Genomic DNA, 18,429 nt, shown 5'->3' on the forward strand with positions numbered 1-18,429 from the left:
AAGTTTAATCGAGATAAAAAAAATTGCAAATATGAGGTGAGAAACGATGGTAGAAAAACGAATTCCAATTCAAGTTGCTGAAGCAGTAGAACGGGTAATGAAATATGCGAAGCATGGTGAAGTAGAAGAAATTTCTATTACGGAAAGTTACGGGAGAATTCTCGGGGAAGATGTTGTCTCAGATCATGACGTTCCTCATTTTGATCGTTCCCCTTACGACGGTTTCGCCATTCGAGCAGAAGATACGAAAGGAGCAACCCAAGAGAATCCAGTTGAATTTGAAGTAATAGGAGAGATCGGGGCGGGTTCTGTTTTTTTAGAAGAAGTAGGAGATTTTGAAGCGATTCGAATTATGACAGGAGCAGCTATTCCAGAAGATTGCAATGCAGTTGTAATGCTAGAGCTGACAGAAGGATTTGAGAAGAACGGAAAAACATATATGAAGTTAAAACGCCCTTTTAATAACGGTGACAATGTGTCGTTTAAAGGAGAAGATATAAAACAAAATCAAGTTCTCGTTAAGAAAGGTGTGGCAATTAATCCAGGAGTTGCGGCCTTACTAGCAACGTTTGGATATAGCACTGTGAAAGTTATAAAACAGCCTGTTGTCGGTATTGTAACGACAGGGAGTGAATTATTAGAAGTACATGAGCCGTTAGAACCGGGGAAAATTAGAAATAGTAACTCGTATATGATCGCAGCTCAAATTATGAAAGCTGGCGGGAAAGTTCGTTATTATGGTCAACTCGCGGATGAGTTAGATGCATGTTTTACAGCTATTCAATTAGCGATGGATGAGGTCGACATTTTAATTACAACTGGCGGTGTATCGGTAGGAGATTATGACTACTTACCAGCTATTTATGAAAGGTTACAGGCGAATGTACTCTTTAATAAAATAGCCATGAGACCTGGAAGTGTAACGACAGTAGCTGAATTTGATGGGAAGTTACTTTTCGGTTTATCAGGAAATCCGTCTGCTTGTTATGTAGGCTTTGAATTATTTGTGCAACCAATTATAAAAACGTATTTGTATGCGAAGGAACCTCACGTATATAGAGCGGATGCTATTTTACAAAAAGATTTTCCAAAGCCAAATCCATTTACTCGTTTCGTAAGAGCAAACGTAACGATTGTGGACGGGGCGTTACAAGCGATGCCGGTCGGTTTAGATAAATCGAGTGCAGTATCTTCACTTGCAGATGCGAATGCTTTTATTGTGTTACCTGGAGGAACGAGAGGATTTGAGACCGGGATGAAAGTATCTGTATTATTGTTAGAGCACTCTGAGGGATGTGATTGGCCATGGGCAAAGCCACTTCAATCTTACAAATAGTAGGATATCAAAATAGCGGAAAAACAACGCTTGTGGAGAAAATAGTGCATGCATTAGCTGAACGGGAAATGAAGGTTGCTACCATTAAACATCACGGGCACGGAGGTTTTCCAGAAGTAGCGCAAAAAGATAGCGAAAGACACCGTAAAGCTGGTGCTGTCGTAAGTAGTGTAGAAGGTGCTGGATTGCTTTCACTTTCTTCACTAAGAAAGAAATGGTCCTTGCAAGAAATTATTCGCTTATATGAGTTTTTTGAAGTGGATACAATTTTAATAGAGGGCTATAAAAAAGAGAACTACCCGAAAGTAGTGTTACTTCGTTCTGCGGAAGACGTTGAGCTTTTACATAAAGTAGAAAATATAGTAGCGATTATTACGTGGTATGATGCCCCGGCAAATATACGAGAAGAATATAAAGTATTTCATATAACAGAAGAAGAGTTGTACATAGACTGGTTTTTACAAACGGTTAGGAGTGCGAAATGACAAATACATATTATGAAGTAATTAATACAGAAATCTTGATTGAAGAGGTAACGAAGAAAGTGATTCGACGTGAATGCGGTGCTGTTACAACATTTATTGGAACCGTTAGAGAGTTTACGAAAGGGCGTCGTACATTATACTTAGAGTATGTTGCTTATAAGACGATGGCAGAAAAGATGCTAGAGAAAATTGGCCTGGAAGTGAAAGAGAAATGGCCGGATACATATGTTGCGATTACACATCGCATCGGTACGTTGCAAATTTCTGATATAGCGGTTGTTGTTGCTGTTTCAACACCACACCGTAAAGCGGCTTATGAAGCGAACGAATATATTATGGAACGCATAAAACAAATTGTTCCGATTTGGAAAAAGGAGTTTTGGGAAGATGGTGACTCATGGATTGGTGATCAATTAGAAAAAACACCATATCCGGCGGGAGAGCCTGGGAAGGAGCTATAAGTATGATTCGAGTATTGTTATTTGCGCACTTGCAAGAAGAAGCAGGGACAAGTGAATTACAAATAGAGAAAGAAAATATTACGGTTGCAGAGTTAAAAGATGTTGTTGCGAAAGAATATAATGTACCAGTTTCAGAGCCAATTATGGTTGCGATTAATGAAGAATACGCAAATGAAGATGACAGGGTCCAATCTGGTGATGTTGTTGCACTAATTCCACCAGTGAGTGGTGGTTAATATTGGATTCATTAAAACGACTTTCCTAAGTAGGGGAAGTCGTTTTTTTATGGCGTTTTTGAGAACACTAACTTATAGGATAAGGAGGACGTTATGAAAAAAATATGTGTAATTATTACAGTGATATGTTCTATCTTTTTCTCTTCTCCAAGTGATTCTTTCGCGAAAGAATCAAGGGAACAGCTTTTAGAGAGTGCTTTATTGAATAGGTACTATTCGGTTATTAGACAAGTGACAAAAGATCAATATGAATGTGATTCAGTTATAAATATAAAGCGTCTCGGCAGGAAAGATGAATTTGTTCCTAGATTTGAAGTGACGCTACAATTTCTTACTTTTCAAGGGGCGCATAATCCCCCAAATGACAAAGTTACACTTACTTTGGAGGATTATTTAGATCATATAAAGGTAAAAAATGTGGAGCGAGAAAAGAATGTTTCTAATGATGTTGTAGAAAAGATTTGTGCTCGCAAAAAAGAAAAAATGAAAGCTCATTCTAATGATTGAGAGTGGTAACTTATTCCGCTATTTTGCGGGATGATTAAAGTTTCAATTTATGACATTTTACAGAGAAAGGTAATGGGCGATGGATATATTTTTAGCAATTTTACCAGCTATATTTTGGGGAAGTATTGTGCTATTTAATGTAAAACGGGGCGGGGGACCGTATAGTCAAACGCTCGGAACAACGTTTGGAGCACTTATTTTCTCAATTGTTGTTTATATTTTTATGAAGCCAGTATTAACACCTACCGTTATTGGAGTTGGAGTTGTTTCAGGTTTATTTTGGGCGCTTGGTCAGGCGAATCAATTAAAAAGTATTGATTTAATGGGTGTTTCGAGGACGATGCCAATTTCAACAGGACTTCAATTAGTTGCGACGACTTTATTTGGCGTTATCGTATTTCATGAATGGTCCACGACAATATCGGTCGTCCTTGGGATTTTAGCGCTCGTTTGTATTATTATCGGTGTTATTTTAACATCGCTTCAAAGTGAAGAAGAAAAAAATGCAGAGCAAGCAGCAAACTTTAAAAGAGGTATCGTAATTTTATTAATTTCAACAGTCGGTTATTTAGTTTACGTTGTAGTGATTAGACTATTTAACGTAGATGGTTGGTCAGCTTTGTTGCCACAAGCAGTTGGTATGGTGTTAGGTGGGATTTTGCTTACCTTTAAACATCAGCCATTTAATAAATATGCAATCCGAAATATTATTCCAGGATTAATTTGGGCAGCTGGAAATATGTTTTTATTCATTTCGCAGCCGCGTGTTGGAGTCGCAACAAGTTTCTCGCTATCGCAAATGGGAATTATTATTTCCACGCTTGGTGGGATTCTTATATTAGGTGAAAAGAAAACGAAACGCCAATTAACGGGTATCGTTGTCGGTATCGTTTTTATTATTGCAGCCGGAATTATGTTAGGTATAGCCAAAAGTTAAAGGAGGTATAGAAATGTATAGTGATTTAGCAGGGAAAGTTGTCGTTATTACAGGATCAGCAACTGGTCTCGGAAGAGCGATGGGAGTGAGGTTTGCTAAGGAAAAAGCGAAAGTGGTTATTAATTATCGCTCACGAGAATCAGAAGCAAATGGTGTGTTAGAAGAAATTAAAAAGGTAGGCGGCGAAGCGATTGCTGTAAAAGGTGATGTAACGGTCGAATCAGATGTTGTGAATCTCATTCAATCTGCTGTGAAAGAGTTTGGTACGCTTGACGTTATGATTAATAATGCAGGGATAGAAAACGCGGTACCGTCGCATGAAATGCCGCTTGAAGATTGGAATAGGGTAATTAATACAAATTTAACAGGTGCTTTTTTAGGAAGTCGTGAAGCGATTAAATATTTTGTAGAACATGATATTAAAGGGTCTGTCATTAATATGTCTAGTGTTCATGAGAAAATTCCATGGCCACTATTTGTGCACTATGCAGCAAGTAAGGGTGGTATTAAACTGATGACAGAAACGTTAGCGCTAGAATATGCGTCAAAAGGTATTCGAGTAAATAATATTGGGCCAGGTGCAATTAATACGCCGATAAATGCAGAAAAATTTGCTGATCCAAAGCAGCGTGCTGACGTAGAAAGTATGATACCGATGGGCTATATTGGAAAACCTGAAGAAATTGCAGCAGTAGCAACTTGGCTTGCTTCTTCAGAGGCGAGTTATGTAACGGGAATTACGCTATTTGCAGATGGTGGAATGACGTTATATCCATCGTTTCAAGCTGGGCGTGGGTAATATGAAAAGGACAAAGAGTTTTATCTCTTTGTCCTTTTTACAAAAAAAATAGCGTTCAGCTATTTTAAATTTAATGATTAATTGTATCTTGAAGAAATTCTGTTGCTTGATGTTCAGTAACATTTTGTACGAGCGCGACTTCGCTAATCATCATTTTTCGGGCATTATCTAGCATTTGTTTTTCGCTCGCATTTAATGTTCTCTCTTTATTACGGCGAAGTAAATCCCGAACCACTTCTGCGCTATCTTGTAAATTGCCATTTTTCATTTTTTCCATATTCATTGTATATCTTTGTTTCCATGAGAGTGATGGGTCTGACTCCCCGTTTTGAAATTCAAGAAGTATATCATCTAACGTACCTCGATCAACGATATAACGAATACCTGATTTTTTTAATTGTTCCATCGGAAGCATTACTTGCATATCTTTACTAATGATGCGTATCACACAATATTGACGTGAAGTACCTAATATTTCTTTCTCTTCAATTGCTTCGATAATTCCTGCACCGTGCATTGGATAAACGATTTTATCACCAATTTGAAACAAATCATCCACCTCCATATGTGGTAACCACTTTTAATGATAGCATACGTATGTAAAAATGTCAAATTTTATATAATAACATAATATTTATATTCGAGTCAATAAGGTAAAGTGCTTTTTTTATGTTTTTTTGGGGATTTTATTTATAGTGATTTTTTTAGAAAAATAGTACAGGTGAAGAAAGAAGGCATATCCACTTATTTTTAAGCATAAAATGTAAAAGCGCTAATACAATATACCTAAATCCGTTCTTTGCAAAGGAGGGAGAGAAGGTGGGGCGCACAATAAAAATTGATATTACAAATAAAGTTGTAGCTAAATTTAGACCAAATTATTTGGAATTATATACGAGTAAATTTATGATAGGTAAGTTTTATGTCTATACTGAAGATAAAAAATATGTGTTAGAAGACGGATATATATATGAGAATGGAAAGTTTTATCGCATCATAGATACGCACCGTGGCAATAATCAAGCGGCGGAGGGCTGCGATCTAGGATGGTGTTAACATGATTCGTGTGAAAGTGTTTGATGAAAGTCACGAAAAAGACTTAGAAGACGCTGTGAATGTTTTTTTGGAAAAGATTGATGATAGCAACTTTGTAGATATTAAGTACCAAGTTGGTGTTTCCATTAACGACGATGAAAACCAAATTTATTGTTTTTCAGCAATGATCGTTTATAAAGCATAAAAAAGAGCTGGCTCATCCAGCTCTTTTTTATGTTTTATGTTGGGACAACATGTGTCGGTAATACGTTCATAATAGATTGGGTTGTGCCTGATTTCTTTGTCGTTAAAAGAGGCTCCCCTGTTTCATGGTTTTGGGCATCTTTACACATACCAAGGTGATAACGATCACCTAAAAATGGATCAATATAAAAACCGTTTTTGAATACTTTATCATTCGGATGTTTTTCATGATGAATATCAGAGCAGTTAATGCAATAGAACATAGCGTTCAACCCCTTTTTATTTTGTTTGAAAAAAGTGAGTCGGTAGTCATTTCGCTCCTAAGGAAATGTTGAGGAGAAGAGAAATAACTACCTACTCAAATGGTGGGCATATTCCTTCTGATTTGTCATATCTCGCGTATTGTCCCTGAGGGAAGGAGGAGAGACGAAGTACGCATGATATAAGTAAGGCACTTCTTTCAATATGAATGATGGAGTTTCATGTTGAGAGAAGTTTTTATTTTGTATTGCCTTTGTGAGTATATTATGAGGAAATGCTAAGAGGGTGTTTGTCCTGTTGAAAAAATGTTGAGAATTTCTCAACAGTAAAAGAATTAGCGTTGACATGAAACCAAAAGGTGTTATATCATCAAAGTACAACCAAAAGGTGTTATGTTATAACGCGGAGTAAAGGAGAATGAAAATGGAACAACAAAATACATTAAATGATATTAAACAAACAATCGTTTTTAACGCGTCTATTCAAAAGGTATGGAGTGTAGTATCAACTGCAGAAGGGATTGCGTCATGGTTTATGCCAAATGATTTTGTATTAGAGGTAGGACATGAATTTCATGTGCAATCACCATTTGGGCCATCACCATGTAAAGTGTTAGAAATTGATGAGCCAAACCATTTATCTTTCTCATGGGATACAGATGGCTGGATTGTTTCATTTAATTTGAAAGACTTAGGAGATAACAAAACAGAATTTACGTTAATTCACGGCGGCTGGAAACATCCTGATGAAATTCTTCCGAAAGCAAATGCGAAGAGCTCTATTATTCGCGATAGAATGAGCGGTGGTTGGGTAGCGATTGTAAATGAAAAACTGAAAAAGGTTGTCGAAGGCTAAGTGTCCTCGTCAGCAGCGAAATATGATGTATTTCAAGCAATTGCTGATCCAACCCGCCGAGAAGTAATACGGTTATTAAGTGACAAAGAGTTACCGATTTCCAAAATAACGGATCATTTCCCGATGAGTCGTACTGCGGTTGTAAAGCACCTTCATATTCTTTCGGAAGCGAATTTAGTAAGTGGAAGAAAAAGCGGAAGAGAGAAGATATATCGTTTGCATCCAGAACCATTAGAAGAATTACAACAGTGGCTCTCGTATTATGAGCGTTTTTGGGATAATAAATTATCCATGCTGAAACATATTGTGGAGAATGAAGAGTAGATGTTATGTAAAAAGGATGACCAAAATGGTCATCCTTTTTATTGTTGCTCACTTGTTTGTGTAGCTGGCTTTAATAAAATCCAAGCGATAATTAATGTACATACTGCTAATACGAAAGTGCTCATATAAATGACGTGTACGCTTGATGCTAATGCGGATTGTGATTCGGTTACTACGTTTGCTGTAGTACCGCCATGTCCACCAGATACAAGATCAAGATTTTTAATACCACGTGCGTGAATCATCGTATTGAAGATTGTACCGAATATTGCAGCACCTAACGTTTGACTAAATGTATTAATAAATGTGTTTAAACCAACAGCTGTTCCGCGTGTATGAGCTGGGACTGCTGCTTGAATTGTTACCATGTAAATCGGTGTCACAAGCCCCATTCCTAAGCCGAATAATCCAACTGCTACATAAATAAGGAACGATGGTGAATTGGTTGATAGTGTAAATAATAAGAACGTAGCGACTGATAAAATGCTAGCCCCAAGTAAAATGATTTGTTTCGTTTTTAATTTGCCTACTAAGTTACCAGAGAAAATAGCGCCAAATGTCCACATAACAGGGATTGGCATTAAAATAAGTCCAGCTTCTGTAGCGTTTTTTCCTAATACACCTTGGCTCCAGATTGGTAGGTACATTGTAATACTAATAATCATTGCGCCAGCAATAAGAGTTAATATATTTATCGTAGATAATGTACGGTTAGAGAAAAGTGTTAAAGGAATTAATGGTTCCGGAGATTTTTTCTCGATGAACAAGAAAATAATGAATGAAATAGCGGCAAAGATTAATAGGCCGATAATTGTCATGTCTCCCCAGTTTTGCTTACTGCTACCTGTTAATAATGCATATAGTAGAGCGATTGTACTTAATGAAAAAACTGTTGCACCAAGATAATCGATATGGTGTTTAGCGGGCTTAATAGATTCTTTGTAGTAAATTGCAATCATTAAGCAAGCGATAATTCCAAATGGAACGTTTAAGAAGAAAATATAGCGCCAAGAAAGGGAATCAACTAAAAATCCACCTACTAACGGTCCGATAACACCGGATACACCCCAAACGGCACTCATCCAACCTTGTGCTTTCGCGCGGTCTTTCGCTTCGCTATATAAGTCTCCAATTATCGTCATTGTGATTGGCATAACAGCACCAGCACCGATACCTTGAAGAGCGCGGAAGAAAATTAATTGTTCCATCGATGTAACGACTCCGCAAAGTGCAGAACCGACTAAAAAGATTGTAGCTCCGATCAGTAAAACTTTTTTACGGCCGAATAAATCAGCGAGCTTTCCGTATATTGGAGTCGAAACAGCTGTTGCAAGCATATAAATTGCATATACCCAACTAACAAGTTCGACGCCTGACAAATCACTCGTTATACGAGGGATTGCTGTACTAACAATCGTTCCTTCTACCGCAGAAAGAAACGTCATTAACATTAAAGACATCATGACTTTTTTTCTCATTTGTTTTCCCCTTACCCTTTTTTAAATATTCAACAATATAAAATATAAAGGTACTAAGGTATATAAAGCAACAAAAAAGCAATGGAAAGTTACATGGAGCAGATGTTTGTCGCTTCTTGTCGGTAAGTCGATATATTTGAGAAATCGCCGATATAAGTTGTAGAATCGCCGATAATGATTTCATGGCAATATTAAAAAAAGAAACAGGAATCCCTGTTTCTTTTTTAATATTGCATTTTCGCGTTTTCTCCAGCTGTCGTTCCAGCAATTCTACCAGTAACGAGGGCTGATGTAATGTTATAACCACCAGTATAACCGTGAATATCAAGAACTTCTCCACAGAAATATAAGCCGTTCGTGAATTTAGAAGACATTTCTTTCGGATTAATTTCTTTCACGGATACACCTCCGCCAGTAACGAATGCTTTTTCAATTGATTGCGTACCATTTACATTCACAGTAAACTCTTTAAAGTCTTTCACAAGTGCACGAATCTTTTCGTGAGAAACTTGTCCAGCTTGTTCACTACCGTCAATTTCATTTTTTTCTAATAAGAATAGGAAGTAACGTTCAGGGACATAACCTTTTAAAACGTTTTTAATTCCTTTTTTCGGATCTTCTTTCATTTGTTTCAGCATGCGCTGAAATAGTTGCTCACTATTTTCCTCTGGCAATGCATCAATACTCATTTGTATTGTGTTCGTTTTAAACTTTTTCAGTGCTTTCACGACGAATTGACTACAGCGAAGAGCAGCAGGACCAGATAGGCCGAAATGAGTGAAGAGCATGTCCATTTTGTGAGAAATGATAGCTTTTCCTTTCGGGTTTAATACGCTTAAGTTTATATCACGTAAAGCAAGACCTTGTAATGAGCGATCACGTATAAACGGCTCGTTTGACAGGATAGGTACTTCTGTTGGGAATAATTCTGTAATTGTATGACCTGCTTTTTCAGCCCAAGCGTATCCGTCTCCAGTGGAACCAGTTTGAGGAACGGATTTTCCGCCAACAGCGATAACGACATGATTTGTTTCTAACACTTCGCCTGTTTGCAGTACAACTGCCTTCGTTTGACCATTTTCATATTCAATCGTTTCAACAGGCGTATTTGTACGGATTTTTACACCTAAGTCTTTTAATCGTGTTAAAAGTGCATCTACAACAGATTGCGCTTTGTTTGACACGGGGAACATGCGACCGTGGTCTTCTTCTTTCAATTTAACACCAAGATTTTCGAAGAATGTAATAATATCTTCATTATTAAAAAGAGAAAAAGCGCTGTATAAGAAGCGACCGTTTCCTGGTATATGTTTAACAATTTCATCAAGTGGTAGACGGTTCGTTACGTTACAGCGTCCGCCACCAGAAATCGCAAGTTTACGCCCAAGTTTATTTCCTTTATCAAGAAGCAGGACATTTGCGCCTTCTTCTGCAGCACCAATTGCAGCCATTAGCCCAGAAGGACCGCCGCCGATGACAATAACATCATAATGCATAATATATCGACCTCATTTTCTACATTTCCTGCCTAAAAGAATAGCATGTTTTCCGTTAAAAGAAAAATAGAGTGAAGTACTGCTTAATGAGAGAATTGTGGTACAATACAAAAGTTAGAGTTCAGCACTATCCTGCTATTTGTAGGCGATAAGACTAAAACCTCAAGATTTAGGAGAAGTAAATAGGGAGTCTGTTAGCCTGTAAATGCTCGAATGGTTCAACTAATAATCAGTGGAGAAGAACACCCCACTGATTAAAGTTTCATTTTATGTAGATGTAGGAGGATTTTTGTATGTCCGATTCGAAATTTCTGCGCGGAACGCTTATTGTTACGCTAGGGACATTTTTAGTAAAGTTCTTAGGCATGATTTACGTCTTCCCGTTTCATGCATTAGTAGGTACAGAAGGCGGAACGCTCTATACATATGGATACATTCCATATACGATCTTTTTAAGTATCGCAACGGCAGGTGTGCCGCTTGCTGTTTCAAAATTTGTTTCCAAATATAATGCGCTTGGCGATTATAAAACGAGCCGGAGAATGTTCCGCTCGGGAATGGTTATGATGATAGTAACAGGAGTTCTTTCGTTCCTAGTACTGTACATGACGGCACCGTTGTTTGCAGAAGCGATGCTTGGTAAACAAAGTATACACAATAATGTAGGAGAAGTTACGACGATCATTCGTCTTGTAAGTTTCGCACTTATTGTTGTACCAGCAGCGAGTTTAATTCGTGGTTATTTCCAAGGTCACCAGTCTATGGGACCAACTACCGTTTCACAAATTATTGAACAAATTATTCGTATCGTCTTTTTATTAGCAGGTAGTTTTATCGTTATTAAAGTACTTGGCGGTACAGTTGCAACAGCAGTTGGAGTAGCGACATTTGCTGCGTTCGTTTCAGCGGTTGGAGCACTCGGTGTGTTAATTTGGTACTGGTTAAAACGTAAAAAATATTTGGATCAATATTTAATTGAACAAACTGTACCAGAATCAACAGTAAGTACTGTTCAATTGTTTAAAGAGTTATTCGCATATGCGATTCCTTACGTTGTAATTGGGTTAACAATTCCTTTATATCAACAAATTGATACATTGACATTTAACTCAATTATGCAGGCGATTGGTCAAGGTGATATCGCAGAGCGAGCGCTGGGTATTTTCACAATGTGGACGCATAAGTTAATTATGATTCCTGTATCACTTGCAACAGCGTTTAGTTTAACGCTTGTACCAGCAATTACAAAATCATTTACTGAAAAACAATACCGCTATTTGAAATTACAAATTACACAAACATTCCAGGCAAATATGTTTTTAACATTGCCAGCAGTTATCGGTATTTCAACACTTGCATATCCAATTTACACGGCTTTCTATGACTCAGATCCATTAGGTGGACAAGTATTAATGTGGTATGCACCAGTTGCATTGTTATTTGCTTTATTTACAGTAACAGCGGCAATTCTTCAAGGGATTAATCAGCAAAAGCATGCAATTGTCGCGCTTATTATGGGTGTTATTTTGAAATTTGTATGTAACGTAATCTTTATTCGTTATTTCGGTACAGTAGGAGCAATTCTAGCGACCGCAGTTGGTTTCTTAGCTTCTGTTTGGTATACAAATCGACAAATTAAAAAATACGCACACTATTCATTCGGTGTTGTATATAAAAGAACATTCCAAATTGCAGTACTGACACTTATAATGGTCGTTGCTGTAAAACTATCACAATGGCTTCTATCCTTCATGATTTCGCCTGATGGCCGTATTGGTGCTCTTATAACAGTTGCGATTTGTGCAGGTATTGGTGGTCTTGTTTACGGATTGTTAGCAATTCGCACAGGAGTACTTGAAAGAGTATTTGGCGGAGAAGCATTAGATAAAATTCAACGTAAACTTGGTAGTAGATTTAAAATAAAGTTGAAATCAAGAGGGGCGTAATTACGTCCCCTTTTCTATGATAAATAAAGAAGGTGAAAAGCGTGAGATTAGATAAATTATTAGCGAATATGGGATATGGAAGTAGAAAAGAAGTAAAGAAATTATTGAAAGATGGCGTTGTGAAAATTGATGGAACGCCAGTAAAAGATGCGAAAGTTCATGTAAATGTAGAAGAGCAAGAAGTTATGATTCACGGTGAAGTTGTGGAATACAAAGAGTTTGTTTACTTAATGATGCATAAACCACAAGGTGTTATTTCAGCGACGGAAGATGATAATCATGAAACAGTAATAGATTTATTAGAATTAGAAGATGCAATCTTTGATCCGTTCCCAGTTGGACGACTTGATATCGATACGGAAGGTTTCTTATTGATAACAAATGATGGGAAGTTATCACATCAATTATTATCTCCGAAAAAGCATGTGCCGAAAAAATATTATGCACACGTTGCAGGAGTAGTAACAGAAGAGGATGTAAAAGAGTTTGCTAAAGGTGTTATCTTAGACGATGGCTATGAAACAAAACCAGGTACGCTTACAATATTGAAAAGCGATGATATTTCCGAAATTGAGCTTGTGATTACAGAAGGGAAATTCCATCAAGTGAAGCGTATGTTTGAAGCGGTAGGGAAAAAAGTAGTCTACCTAAAGAGAACGGAGATGGGTCCGTTAGTATTAGATGAAGAACTAGAACTTGGACAATACCGAGAGCTAACAGATGAAGAAGTAGAAATGTTAAAAACATATCAAGTAGATACTGAAAAGTAGTACCTTTATAGGTACAGAAAAAACCCCTTTCTAATAGTTAGAAAGGGGTATGTATTTATTTACATACAATTATTTTTTGTTATGAGGTCATTCTCACTTTCTTTCCTGTTGTTGTCCACTTACCGCGGCAAGGGCTATACACGAGTTCATTAAACTGCAACACATTTAGATCACGTTGTATCGTTCGCGGTGTGATCCCGAACTCATCTACAAGGTCTTTCGTCGTTACCGTTCCGTTTTCATTGATGTACATATAAATTGATTTAATGCGTGTTAGCATACGAGTAGTTGTAGGTTTCAAGAGAAAACCACTCCTCTACTAGTTTTTTTGACCCCATTCAGGAAAGAAGGTCGTTACTACCATTGTACTCTACATGATAAAATTCATGCTTTAATCTACTTAAATTTTACAAAAGTTTAACAAAAATTCATATAGAAAAATATTGGTAGTTGACATTGTATATATGGTCAGTCAACTAACACATAAAATTCTACGTAAAACGCCAAATTCCTGCAAATTTTTTTGAAAAAATAAAAGAAAAACTAATAAGAAATGTCTGAAATATTACAATTGTTCGGTATTTAGTTTTCGTGTATGGCATAAGGGATTTCGGTTTGCTATGATGAAAGAGATAATATAGTGAAGGATGGATGCGTGATGTCAGCGATTAATTGGACAGAAGAAGTTGCAAAACGAAAAGATGATTTAATTCGTGATACACAACAATTTTTACAAATTAAAAGTGTATGGGAAGAAGAATCGGCGAAAGAGGGCGCACCATTCGGTGAAGGGGTAGAAAAAGCGCTATCTTTCATGTTACATAAAGGAGAAGCTGAAGGTTTTGCTTCTAAAAATTTAGAAGGATATGCAGGTCATCTTGAAATGGGACAAGGAGAAGAATTAGTAGGTATTCTTTGTCACGTTGATGTTGTACCAGAAGGAGATGGCTGGACGACTCCCGCATATAGTGCGGATATTCGCGATGGAAAGATTTTTGCACGTGGTGCAATTGACGATAAAGGCCCAACGATGGCAGCATATTATGCGATGAAAATTGTGAAAGAATTAGGCTTACCTCTTTCAAAACGTGTTCGTATGATTATAGGAACAGATGAAGAAAGCAATTGGAAATGTGTAGATCACTACTTTAAAAACGAAGAAATGCCAACAATCGGTTTTGCACCAGATGCAGATTTTCCAATTATTAATGCAGAAAAAGGAATTTCTGATATACAAGTTGTGCAAAATGGTAGTGAAGAGAAAAAAGGTACATATGAACTTGTTTCATTTGATTCAGGGCGACGTTTAAATATGGTTCCTGATTTTGCAGAAGCGGTTATTACAGGAGAAGATGTAAATGCACTTACAGTAGCATATGAAGAGTATTTACAAACTGCTAAAAAAATAGGGGAATCGACTATAGAAGGTAATACAGTGACGTTGCAAATAAAAGGAATTTCAGCGCACGGATCTACTCCTGAAAAAGGAGAAAATGCAGGTTTATTATTAGCAAACTTCTTGACTACAGTTTCACTTGATGGAAAAGCAACTGCATTTGCGACATTTGCAACAGAAACATTTACTGGTGATATTTTGGGTGAAAAAGCTACTATTGCTTATAAAGATGAAATTAGCGGTCCGTTAACAGTGAATGTTGGTCGCCTTTCTTATACGAAAGAAAACGGTGGTAACTTAGGGCTAAACGTACGTTACCCAGTTACAACTAACTTTGAAGAAACAATTGCGAAGTTGAAAGAGTATGTTGGTACGCATGGATTTGAAGTAGCTGACTATTCTAATTCACGCCCGCATCACGTTGATAAAGACCACGTATTAATTCGTACGTTACAACGTGTATATGAAGAACAAACAGGTGAAAAAGCAGAACTATTAGCAATTGGCGGAGGTACTTATGCTCGTTCATTAAAAGCTGGTGTGGCATTTGGACCGCTATTCCCTGGAAAGGAAGAACTTGCGCATCAAAAAGATGAGTACATTGAAATTGAAGACTTATTAAAAGCAACAGCAATTTATGCGCAAGCAATTCATGAATTAGCGAAGTAAAGTGAAACTTTAATCGCCGATATATGAATAATGACCGCTCTCTACTTTAGAGGGCGGCTTCTTTTTAATTGAATGAGATAAGAAAGAAAAGCAACAATAGAAAGAAGGAGACGGTGTACATGGATAGGCATTATTTTGTCGCAATTACGTTACCAAATCATATAAAAGAAGTGCTGTCTAACTATAAAGAGGATACGAATGAGAAATTACCATTTCGCTCGTGGGTACATAAGGAAGATTATCATATTACCCTTTCCTTTTTAGGAGGTGCGACAGAAGAACAGTTAAAAGGGATAAAGAATGGATTACAAACACTTATAAAAACAAAAGAACTATCGTTCACGTTACAAGGTTTTTCAACGTTTGGTAGGGAAGATCAGCCCCGTATTCTTTGGGCGAAGGTAAGTGAGAATCATGATTTGTTTCAGTTACAAAAGCAAGTACATGCCATTTGTGAAGAAAATGGTTTTTCTCTAGAAACACGCCCGTATCATCCACATATTACTGTTGCTCGTAAATGGATAGGAGAAGAAAAGTTTCATTTAGAAAGTATAAAAGAAGTGCCTGAAATATCATTTCAAGCAGATACAATTACTTTATACGAATCCCACGTGAAAGAAACCCCGAAGTATAAATCGATTGCTGAAATAAAATTACAAAAATAGAATGTTGAAAACGTTTTTTATGCAGGTGAATATACTATAGAGAAGAATGGAGTTACTGTATAGAGTCTTGTTGATAAGAAAAGCCTTATCATTTGCAGCTCATTTTATCTCGCCTGATTGGTGAAGGCTAATAATAAGTGAGGATGGGAAAATTTTCTCGCTCATTAAAGTTTCACTTTATTTTAACTTTGAGAATGATGGTGATTTTTTTATGTTGAAAGTAAAACGTCCATTTGATGCCTATTTAGATGAAATGAATAAAATTACAATTTTGCTCCCACATGCGTATGGAACAAGTCGGACATTTCGTTTGCAAGAAGGAAGTAATGTGAAAGATTTACCGATTGCTCATACTATTGCACTTCCAGATGCAACGAAGTATGAGTGCTTTATAGAAGAGCCGCTAGATGTGGGGAAGTATTATACAGTACGAGATGAACGGAATGAAGAAACGGATTTACAAATAGGTGCTGTTATTCGAACAACAATTTTCGATGAAAAGTATTATTACGAAGGTACAGATTTAGGTGCTGTGTATCAAAAAGAAGAAACGACATTTAAAGTATGGGCTCCAACCGCAAGGCTTGCGAAAGTAAGAATTTATAAGAGTGATAAAGAATATACCGATCATGAAATGTACAGAGAAGAAAACGGAGTTTGGATTCAAACATTACAAGGGGATTTAGACGGAGCATGCTATACATTTCTTGTTTGTATTAATTTAATATGGAACGAAGCTGTGGATCCTTATGCAAAGTCGGTGACGGTAAACGGCAAACACGGTGTTGTTATCGATTTAGAAAAAACGAGTGTAACAAGACGAGAGGGATTACCACCATTACAATCAATGACAGATGCCATATTGTATGAACTGCATATTCGTGATGCGACTATACATCAAAATAGTGGAGTGAGTCAAAAGGGAACATATAAAGGATTGATGGAAGAGGGAACAACGGGACGGAACGGGACGTTAACAGGGTTGTCTCATATAAAAGATTTAGGTGTTACACATGTTGAACTATTACCTTTATATTGTTTCGGTGGTGTAGATGAGGCGAATCCTTCGTCCGCCTATAATTGGGGGTATAATCCATTATATTACAATGCACCAACAGGATTTTATGCTACAAATCCCTCTGATCCGTATAACAGGATAGTTGAGTGCAAACAACTAATTGAAACATTTCATGAACAAGGTATTAGGGTGATCATAGATGTTGTATATAATCATGTTTATGAAAGAGAGCTATCATCATTTGAAAAGCTTGTTCCAGGCTATTATTTTCGTCATGGTGAAGATGGTATGCCTTCTAATGGGACGGGAGTCGGAAATGATATAGCGTCTGAACGGAAAATGATGAGGAAATTCATTGTAGAGTCTATTTTATATTGGCTTACTGAATACAATGTCGATGGATTCCGATTCGACTTAATGGGAATTTTAGATGTTGATACAATGAATGTGATAGAAAAAGAAGTACGAAACATAAAACGAGATGCTTTATTATTAGGAGAAGGATGGGATTTACAAACACCACTTCCTGCCAAAGAAAAAGCAACGTTAAATAATGCGAAGAACATGCCGCATATTGCGCAGTTTAATGATCAATTTCGTGATGGGATAAAAGGGAGTACATTTCATATAAACAAGCGTGGTTTTGCATTTGGTGGGTCTGTAGACTGTAATCATTTGCAGTATATTGCAGCAGGAAGTCTTTTAAGTATGAAAGAAACAGGGCTGTTTCTAGAGCCGGCGCAAAGCATTAATTATGTAGAATGTCATGATAATATGACGATGTGGGATAAACTAGTGCGCAGTAATGAAGAATCAGAAGCGATTTTGAAAAAACGTCACCTGCTAGCGAGCGCAATGGTTATTCTTTCACAAGGCATTCCTTTCTTACATGCAGGACAAGAGTTTTATCGTACGAAGAAAGGAAATGAAAATAGTTATAATGCAAATGATGAGATCAATCAATTAGATTGGGATCAAAAAGAGAAAGAGATAGAGACTGTTAACTATATAAAAGGTTTAATTGCGATTCGTAAAGAGCATGGGGCATTCCGATTACAAAACGCAGACCTTATAAAAAAACATATGACTTTTTTACAAACATCTACAGAAGTACTTGCATACCACCTGCAAAATGTAAAATCGTTTGGACCGTGGAAAGAGATTGTCGTTTTATTTAATAGCGGTTTAGAAGCTAAAACGGTGCAACTTCCGAAAGAAGAAACGTGGCATGTGTTAGTAAACGAAAACGAAGCGAAAATAGATCCAATTTCTTCATTTAGAGGAAAGGAACTTAGGCTCGCTCCAATTAGCACGTATATATTGACGATAATGTGACAAATCGCTACTTGACGATGAGAATGTAATAAATGTAGAATTGACAAAGGTGACGATTTTGATAAGTTGTCATTCTATGACAGGTTTTGTAAAATAAAATAGAGGATTTTTGGCCTAGGCTAATTTTTCTTTTCATTTACAGTAAAATATATGAATCCACAACATGTGTAGAAATGTTGCGGTTTTTCTTTTCATAACTATAAAAGATAAGGATTT

At 36.9% G+C, this 18,429-nt stretch carries 21 protein-coding genes; 16 read left to right on the forward strand and 5 right to left on the reverse strand.

Annotated elements, in window-relative coordinates:
• The first annotated feature begins 46 nt into the window (after positions 1-46).
• The 7 genes from MHI28_RS23365 to MHI28_RS23395 all read left to right on the forward strand — a co-directional run bounded on the left by MHI28_RS23365 (position 47) and on the right by MHI28_RS23395 (position 4,761).
• Positions 47-1,336 carry a molybdopterin molybdotransferase MoeA gene (locus MHI28_RS23365; RefSeq protein WP_000229703.1) on the forward strand — a complete coding sequence of 430 codons (1,290 nt, stop codon included), beginning with the start codon at positions 47-49 and terminating at the stop codon, positions 1,334-1,336.
• Complete coding sequence (gene mobB / locus MHI28_RS23370; RefSeq protein WP_002081993.1) at positions 1,300-1,821, forward strand: molybdopterin-guanine dinucleotide biosynthesis protein B; 522 nt, start codon at positions 1,300-1,302, stop codon at positions 1,819-1,821. The genes MHI28_RS23365 and mobB overlap by 37 nt, the downstream gene beginning before the upstream one ends.
• On the forward strand, positions 1,818-2,282 hold the full coding sequence (gene moaE, locus MHI28_RS23375; RefSeq protein WP_000185946.1) for a molybdopterin synthase catalytic subunit MoaE: 465 nt from the start codon (positions 1,818-1,820) through the stop codon (positions 2,280-2,282). Before mobB ends, moaE begins: the two co-directional genes overlap by 4 nt.
• A 2-nt stretch (positions 2,283-2,284) precedes the next feature.
• Positions 2,285-2,518, forward strand: a complete 234-nt coding sequence (gene moaD, locus MHI28_RS23380; protein WP_000621773.1) for a molybdopterin converting factor subunit 1 — start codon at positions 2,285-2,287, stop codon at positions 2,516-2,518.
• A gap of 93 nt (positions 2,519-2,611) precedes the next feature.
• Positions 2,612-3,025, forward strand: coding sequence for a DUF3888 domain-containing protein (locus tag MHI28_RS23385; RefSeq protein WP_000717657.1), 414 nt, complete (start codon positions 2,612-2,614; stop codon positions 3,023-3,025).
• Between the two features lie 79 nt (positions 3,026-3,104).
• Positions 3,105-3,962: a glucose uptake protein GlcU gene (gene glcU, locus MHI28_RS23390; protein WP_340828309.1), complete on the forward strand. Its 858-nt coding sequence runs from the start codon at positions 3,105-3,107 to the stop codon at positions 3,960-3,962.
• Positions 3,963-3,975: 13 nt separating this feature from the next.
• Entirely contained in the window at positions 3,976-4,761 is a 786-nt protein-coding gene (locus MHI28_RS23395) for a glucose 1-dehydrogenase (protein WP_000286680.1), read from the forward strand.
• 70 nt (positions 4,762-4,831) lie between these two features.
• Here the strand turns inward: MHI28_RS23395 and MHI28_RS23400 are convergent, their stop codons facing one another.
• Positions 4,832-5,326: a CarD family transcriptional regulator gene (locus tag MHI28_RS23400; RefSeq protein WP_000451446.1), complete on the reverse strand. Its 495-nt coding sequence runs from the start codon at positions 5,324-5,326 to the stop codon at positions 4,832-4,834.
• Between the two features lie 254 nt (positions 5,327-5,580).
• On the opposite strand from MHI28_RS23400, the gene MHI28_RS23405 reads away from it, so the two are divergent.
• Positions 5,581-5,817 (forward strand): DUF2553 family protein, encoded by a 237-nt coding sequence (locus tag MHI28_RS23405; RefSeq protein WP_000533804.1) that lies wholly within the window; start codon positions 5,581-5,583, stop codon positions 5,815-5,817.
• A gap of 1 nt (position 5,818) precedes the next feature.
• On the forward strand, positions 5,819-6,001 hold the full coding sequence (locus MHI28_RS23410; protein WP_340828310.1) for a sporulation protein Cse60: 183 nt from the start codon (positions 5,819-5,821) through the stop codon (positions 5,999-6,001).
• A gap of 34 nt (positions 6,002-6,035) precedes the next feature.
• Here MHI28_RS23410 and MHI28_RS23415 read toward each other — a convergent pair whose 3' ends face one another.
• The gene (locus MHI28_RS23415; RefSeq protein ID WP_000498990.1) at positions 6,036-6,263 is read right to left on the reverse strand and encodes a DUF3973 domain-containing protein; all 228 of its coding nucleotides are present in this window, start codon (positions 6,261-6,263) and stop codon (positions 6,036-6,038) included.
• 421 nt (positions 6,264-6,684) lie between these two features.
• Between MHI28_RS23415 and MHI28_RS23420 the strand changes: the two genes are divergently transcribed.
• The gene (locus MHI28_RS23420; RefSeq protein ID WP_000437764.1) at positions 6,685-7,116 is read left to right on the forward strand and encodes an SRPBCC family protein; all 432 of its coding nucleotides are present in this window, start codon (positions 6,685-6,687) and stop codon (positions 7,114-7,116) included.
• On the forward strand, positions 7,117-7,440 hold the full coding sequence (locus tag MHI28_RS23425) for an ArsR/SmtB family transcription factor (protein WP_000098837.1): 324 nt from the start codon (positions 7,117-7,119) through the stop codon (positions 7,438-7,440). It begins immediately after the preceding gene.
• A gap of 38 nt (positions 7,441-7,478) precedes the next feature.
• Here MHI28_RS23425 and MHI28_RS23430 read toward each other — a convergent pair whose 3' ends face one another.
• Positions 7,479-8,918: an MDR family MFS transporter gene (locus MHI28_RS23430; protein ID WP_001228024.1), complete on the reverse strand. Its 1,440-nt coding sequence runs from the start codon at positions 8,916-8,918 to the stop codon at positions 7,479-7,481.
• 224 nt (positions 8,919-9,142) lie between these two features.
• Complete coding sequence (locus tag MHI28_RS23435; RefSeq protein ID WP_000558871.1) at positions 9,143-10,414, reverse strand: BaiN/RdsA family NAD(P)/FAD-dependent oxidoreductase; 1,272 nt, start codon at positions 10,412-10,414, stop codon at positions 9,143-9,145.
• 293 nt (positions 10,415-10,707) lie between these two features.
• Between MHI28_RS23435 and MHI28_RS23440 the strand changes: the two genes are divergently transcribed.
• Positions 10,708-12,360, forward strand: coding sequence for a putative polysaccharide biosynthesis protein (locus MHI28_RS23440; protein WP_001284026.1), 1,653 nt, complete (start codon positions 10,708-10,710; stop codon positions 12,358-12,360).
• Between the two features lie 41 nt (positions 12,361-12,401).
• Positions 12,402-13,130: a pseudouridine synthase gene (locus MHI28_RS23445; RefSeq protein WP_001234949.1), complete on the forward strand. Its 729-nt coding sequence runs from the start codon at positions 12,402-12,404 to the stop codon at positions 13,128-13,130.
• A 79-nt stretch (positions 13,131-13,209) separates the two neighbouring features.
• Here the strand turns inward: MHI28_RS23445 and MHI28_RS23450 are convergent, their stop codons facing one another.
• Complete coding sequence (locus MHI28_RS23450) at positions 13,210-13,431, reverse strand: DeoR family transcriptional regulator (protein ID WP_000805512.1); 222 nt, start codon at positions 13,429-13,431, stop codon at positions 13,210-13,212.
• 357 nt (positions 13,432-13,788) lie between these two features.
• Between MHI28_RS23450 and pepV the strand changes: the two genes are divergently transcribed.
• The 3 genes from pepV to pulA all read left to right on the forward strand — a co-directional run bounded on the left by pepV (position 13,789) and on the right by pulA (position 18,213).
• Positions 13,789-15,195, forward strand: coding sequence for a dipeptidase PepV (gene pepV, locus MHI28_RS23455; protein WP_001274235.1), 1,407 nt, complete (start codon positions 13,789-13,791; stop codon positions 15,193-15,195).
• Positions 15,196-15,314: 119 nt separating this feature from the next.
• The gene (gene thpR, locus MHI28_RS23460; protein ID WP_000373845.1) at positions 15,315-15,860 is read left to right on the forward strand and encodes an RNA 2',3'-cyclic phosphodiesterase; all 546 of its coding nucleotides are present in this window, start codon (positions 15,315-15,317) and stop codon (positions 15,858-15,860) included.
• A gap of 211 nt (positions 15,861-16,071) precedes the next feature.
• A complete protein-coding gene (gene pulA, locus MHI28_RS23465; RefSeq protein WP_000921762.1) occupies positions 16,072-18,213 on the forward strand; it encodes a type I pullulanase in 2,142 nt (713 codons plus the stop codon).
• Positions 18,214-18,429 lie beyond the last annotated feature (216 nt).

This window comes from Bacillus sp. FSL K6-0268 (assembly GCF_038005425.1).
GTDB lineage: Bacteria > Bacillota > Bacilli > Bacillales > Bacillaceae_G > Bacillus_A > Bacillus_A thuringiensis_S.

Excerpts from the sequence above, each read along its gene's own strand:
- MHI28_RS23365 (WP_000229703.1), top strand. The coding sequence starts at position 47 with ATGGTAGAAAAACGAATTCCAATTCAAGTTGCTGAAGCAGTAGAACGG.
- moaE (WP_000185946.1), top strand. The coding sequence starts at position 1,818 with ATGACAAATACATATTATGAAGTAATTAATACAGAAATCTTGATTGAA.
- moaD (WP_000621773.1), top strand. The coding sequence starts at position 2,285 with ATGATTCGAGTATTGTTATTTGCGCACTTGCAAGAAGAAGCAGGGACA.
- MHI28_RS23385 (WP_000717657.1), top strand. The coding sequence starts at position 2,612 with ATGAAAAAAATATGTGTAATTATTACAGTGATATGTTCTATCTTTTTC.
- glcU (WP_340828309.1), top strand. The coding sequence starts at position 3,105 with ATGGATATATTTTTAGCAATTTTACCAGCTATATTTTGGGGAAGTATT.
- MHI28_RS23395 (WP_000286680.1), top strand. The coding sequence starts at position 3,976 with ATGTATAGTGATTTAGCAGGGAAAGTTGTCGTTATTACAGGATCAGCA.
- MHI28_RS23400 (WP_000451446.1), bottom strand. The coding sequence starts at position 5,326 with ATGGAGGTGGATGATTTGTTTCAAATTGGTGATAAAATCGTTTATCCA.
- MHI28_RS23410 (WP_340828310.1), top strand. The coding sequence starts at position 5,819 with ATGATTCGTGTGAAAGTGTTTGATGAAAGTCACGAAAAAGACTTAGAA.
- MHI28_RS23415 (WP_000498990.1), bottom strand. The coding sequence starts at position 6,263 with ATGTTCTATTGCATTAACTGCTCTGATATTCATCATGAAAAACATCCG.
- MHI28_RS23420 (WP_000437764.1), top strand. The coding sequence starts at position 6,685 with ATGGAACAACAAAATACATTAAATGATATTAAACAAACAATCGTTTTT.
- MHI28_RS23430 (WP_001228024.1), bottom strand. The coding sequence starts at position 8,918 with ATGAGAAAAAAAGTCATGATGTCTTTAATGTTAATGACGTTTCTTTCT.
- MHI28_RS23435 (WP_000558871.1), bottom strand. The coding sequence starts at position 10,414 with ATGCATTATGATGTTATTGTCATCGGCGGCGGTCCTTCTGGGCTAATG.
- MHI28_RS23440 (WP_001284026.1), top strand. The coding sequence starts at position 10,708 with ATGTCCGATTCGAAATTTCTGCGCGGAACGCTTATTGTTACGCTAGGG.
- pepV (WP_001274235.1), top strand. The coding sequence starts at position 13,789 with ATGTCAGCGATTAATTGGACAGAAGAAGTTGCAAAACGAAAAGATGAT.
- thpR (WP_000373845.1), top strand. The coding sequence starts at position 15,315 with ATGGATAGGCATTATTTTGTCGCAATTACGTTACCAAATCATATAAAA.
- pulA (WP_000921762.1), top strand. The coding sequence starts at position 16,072 with ATGTTGAAAGTAAAACGTCCATTTGATGCCTATTTAGATGAAATGAAT.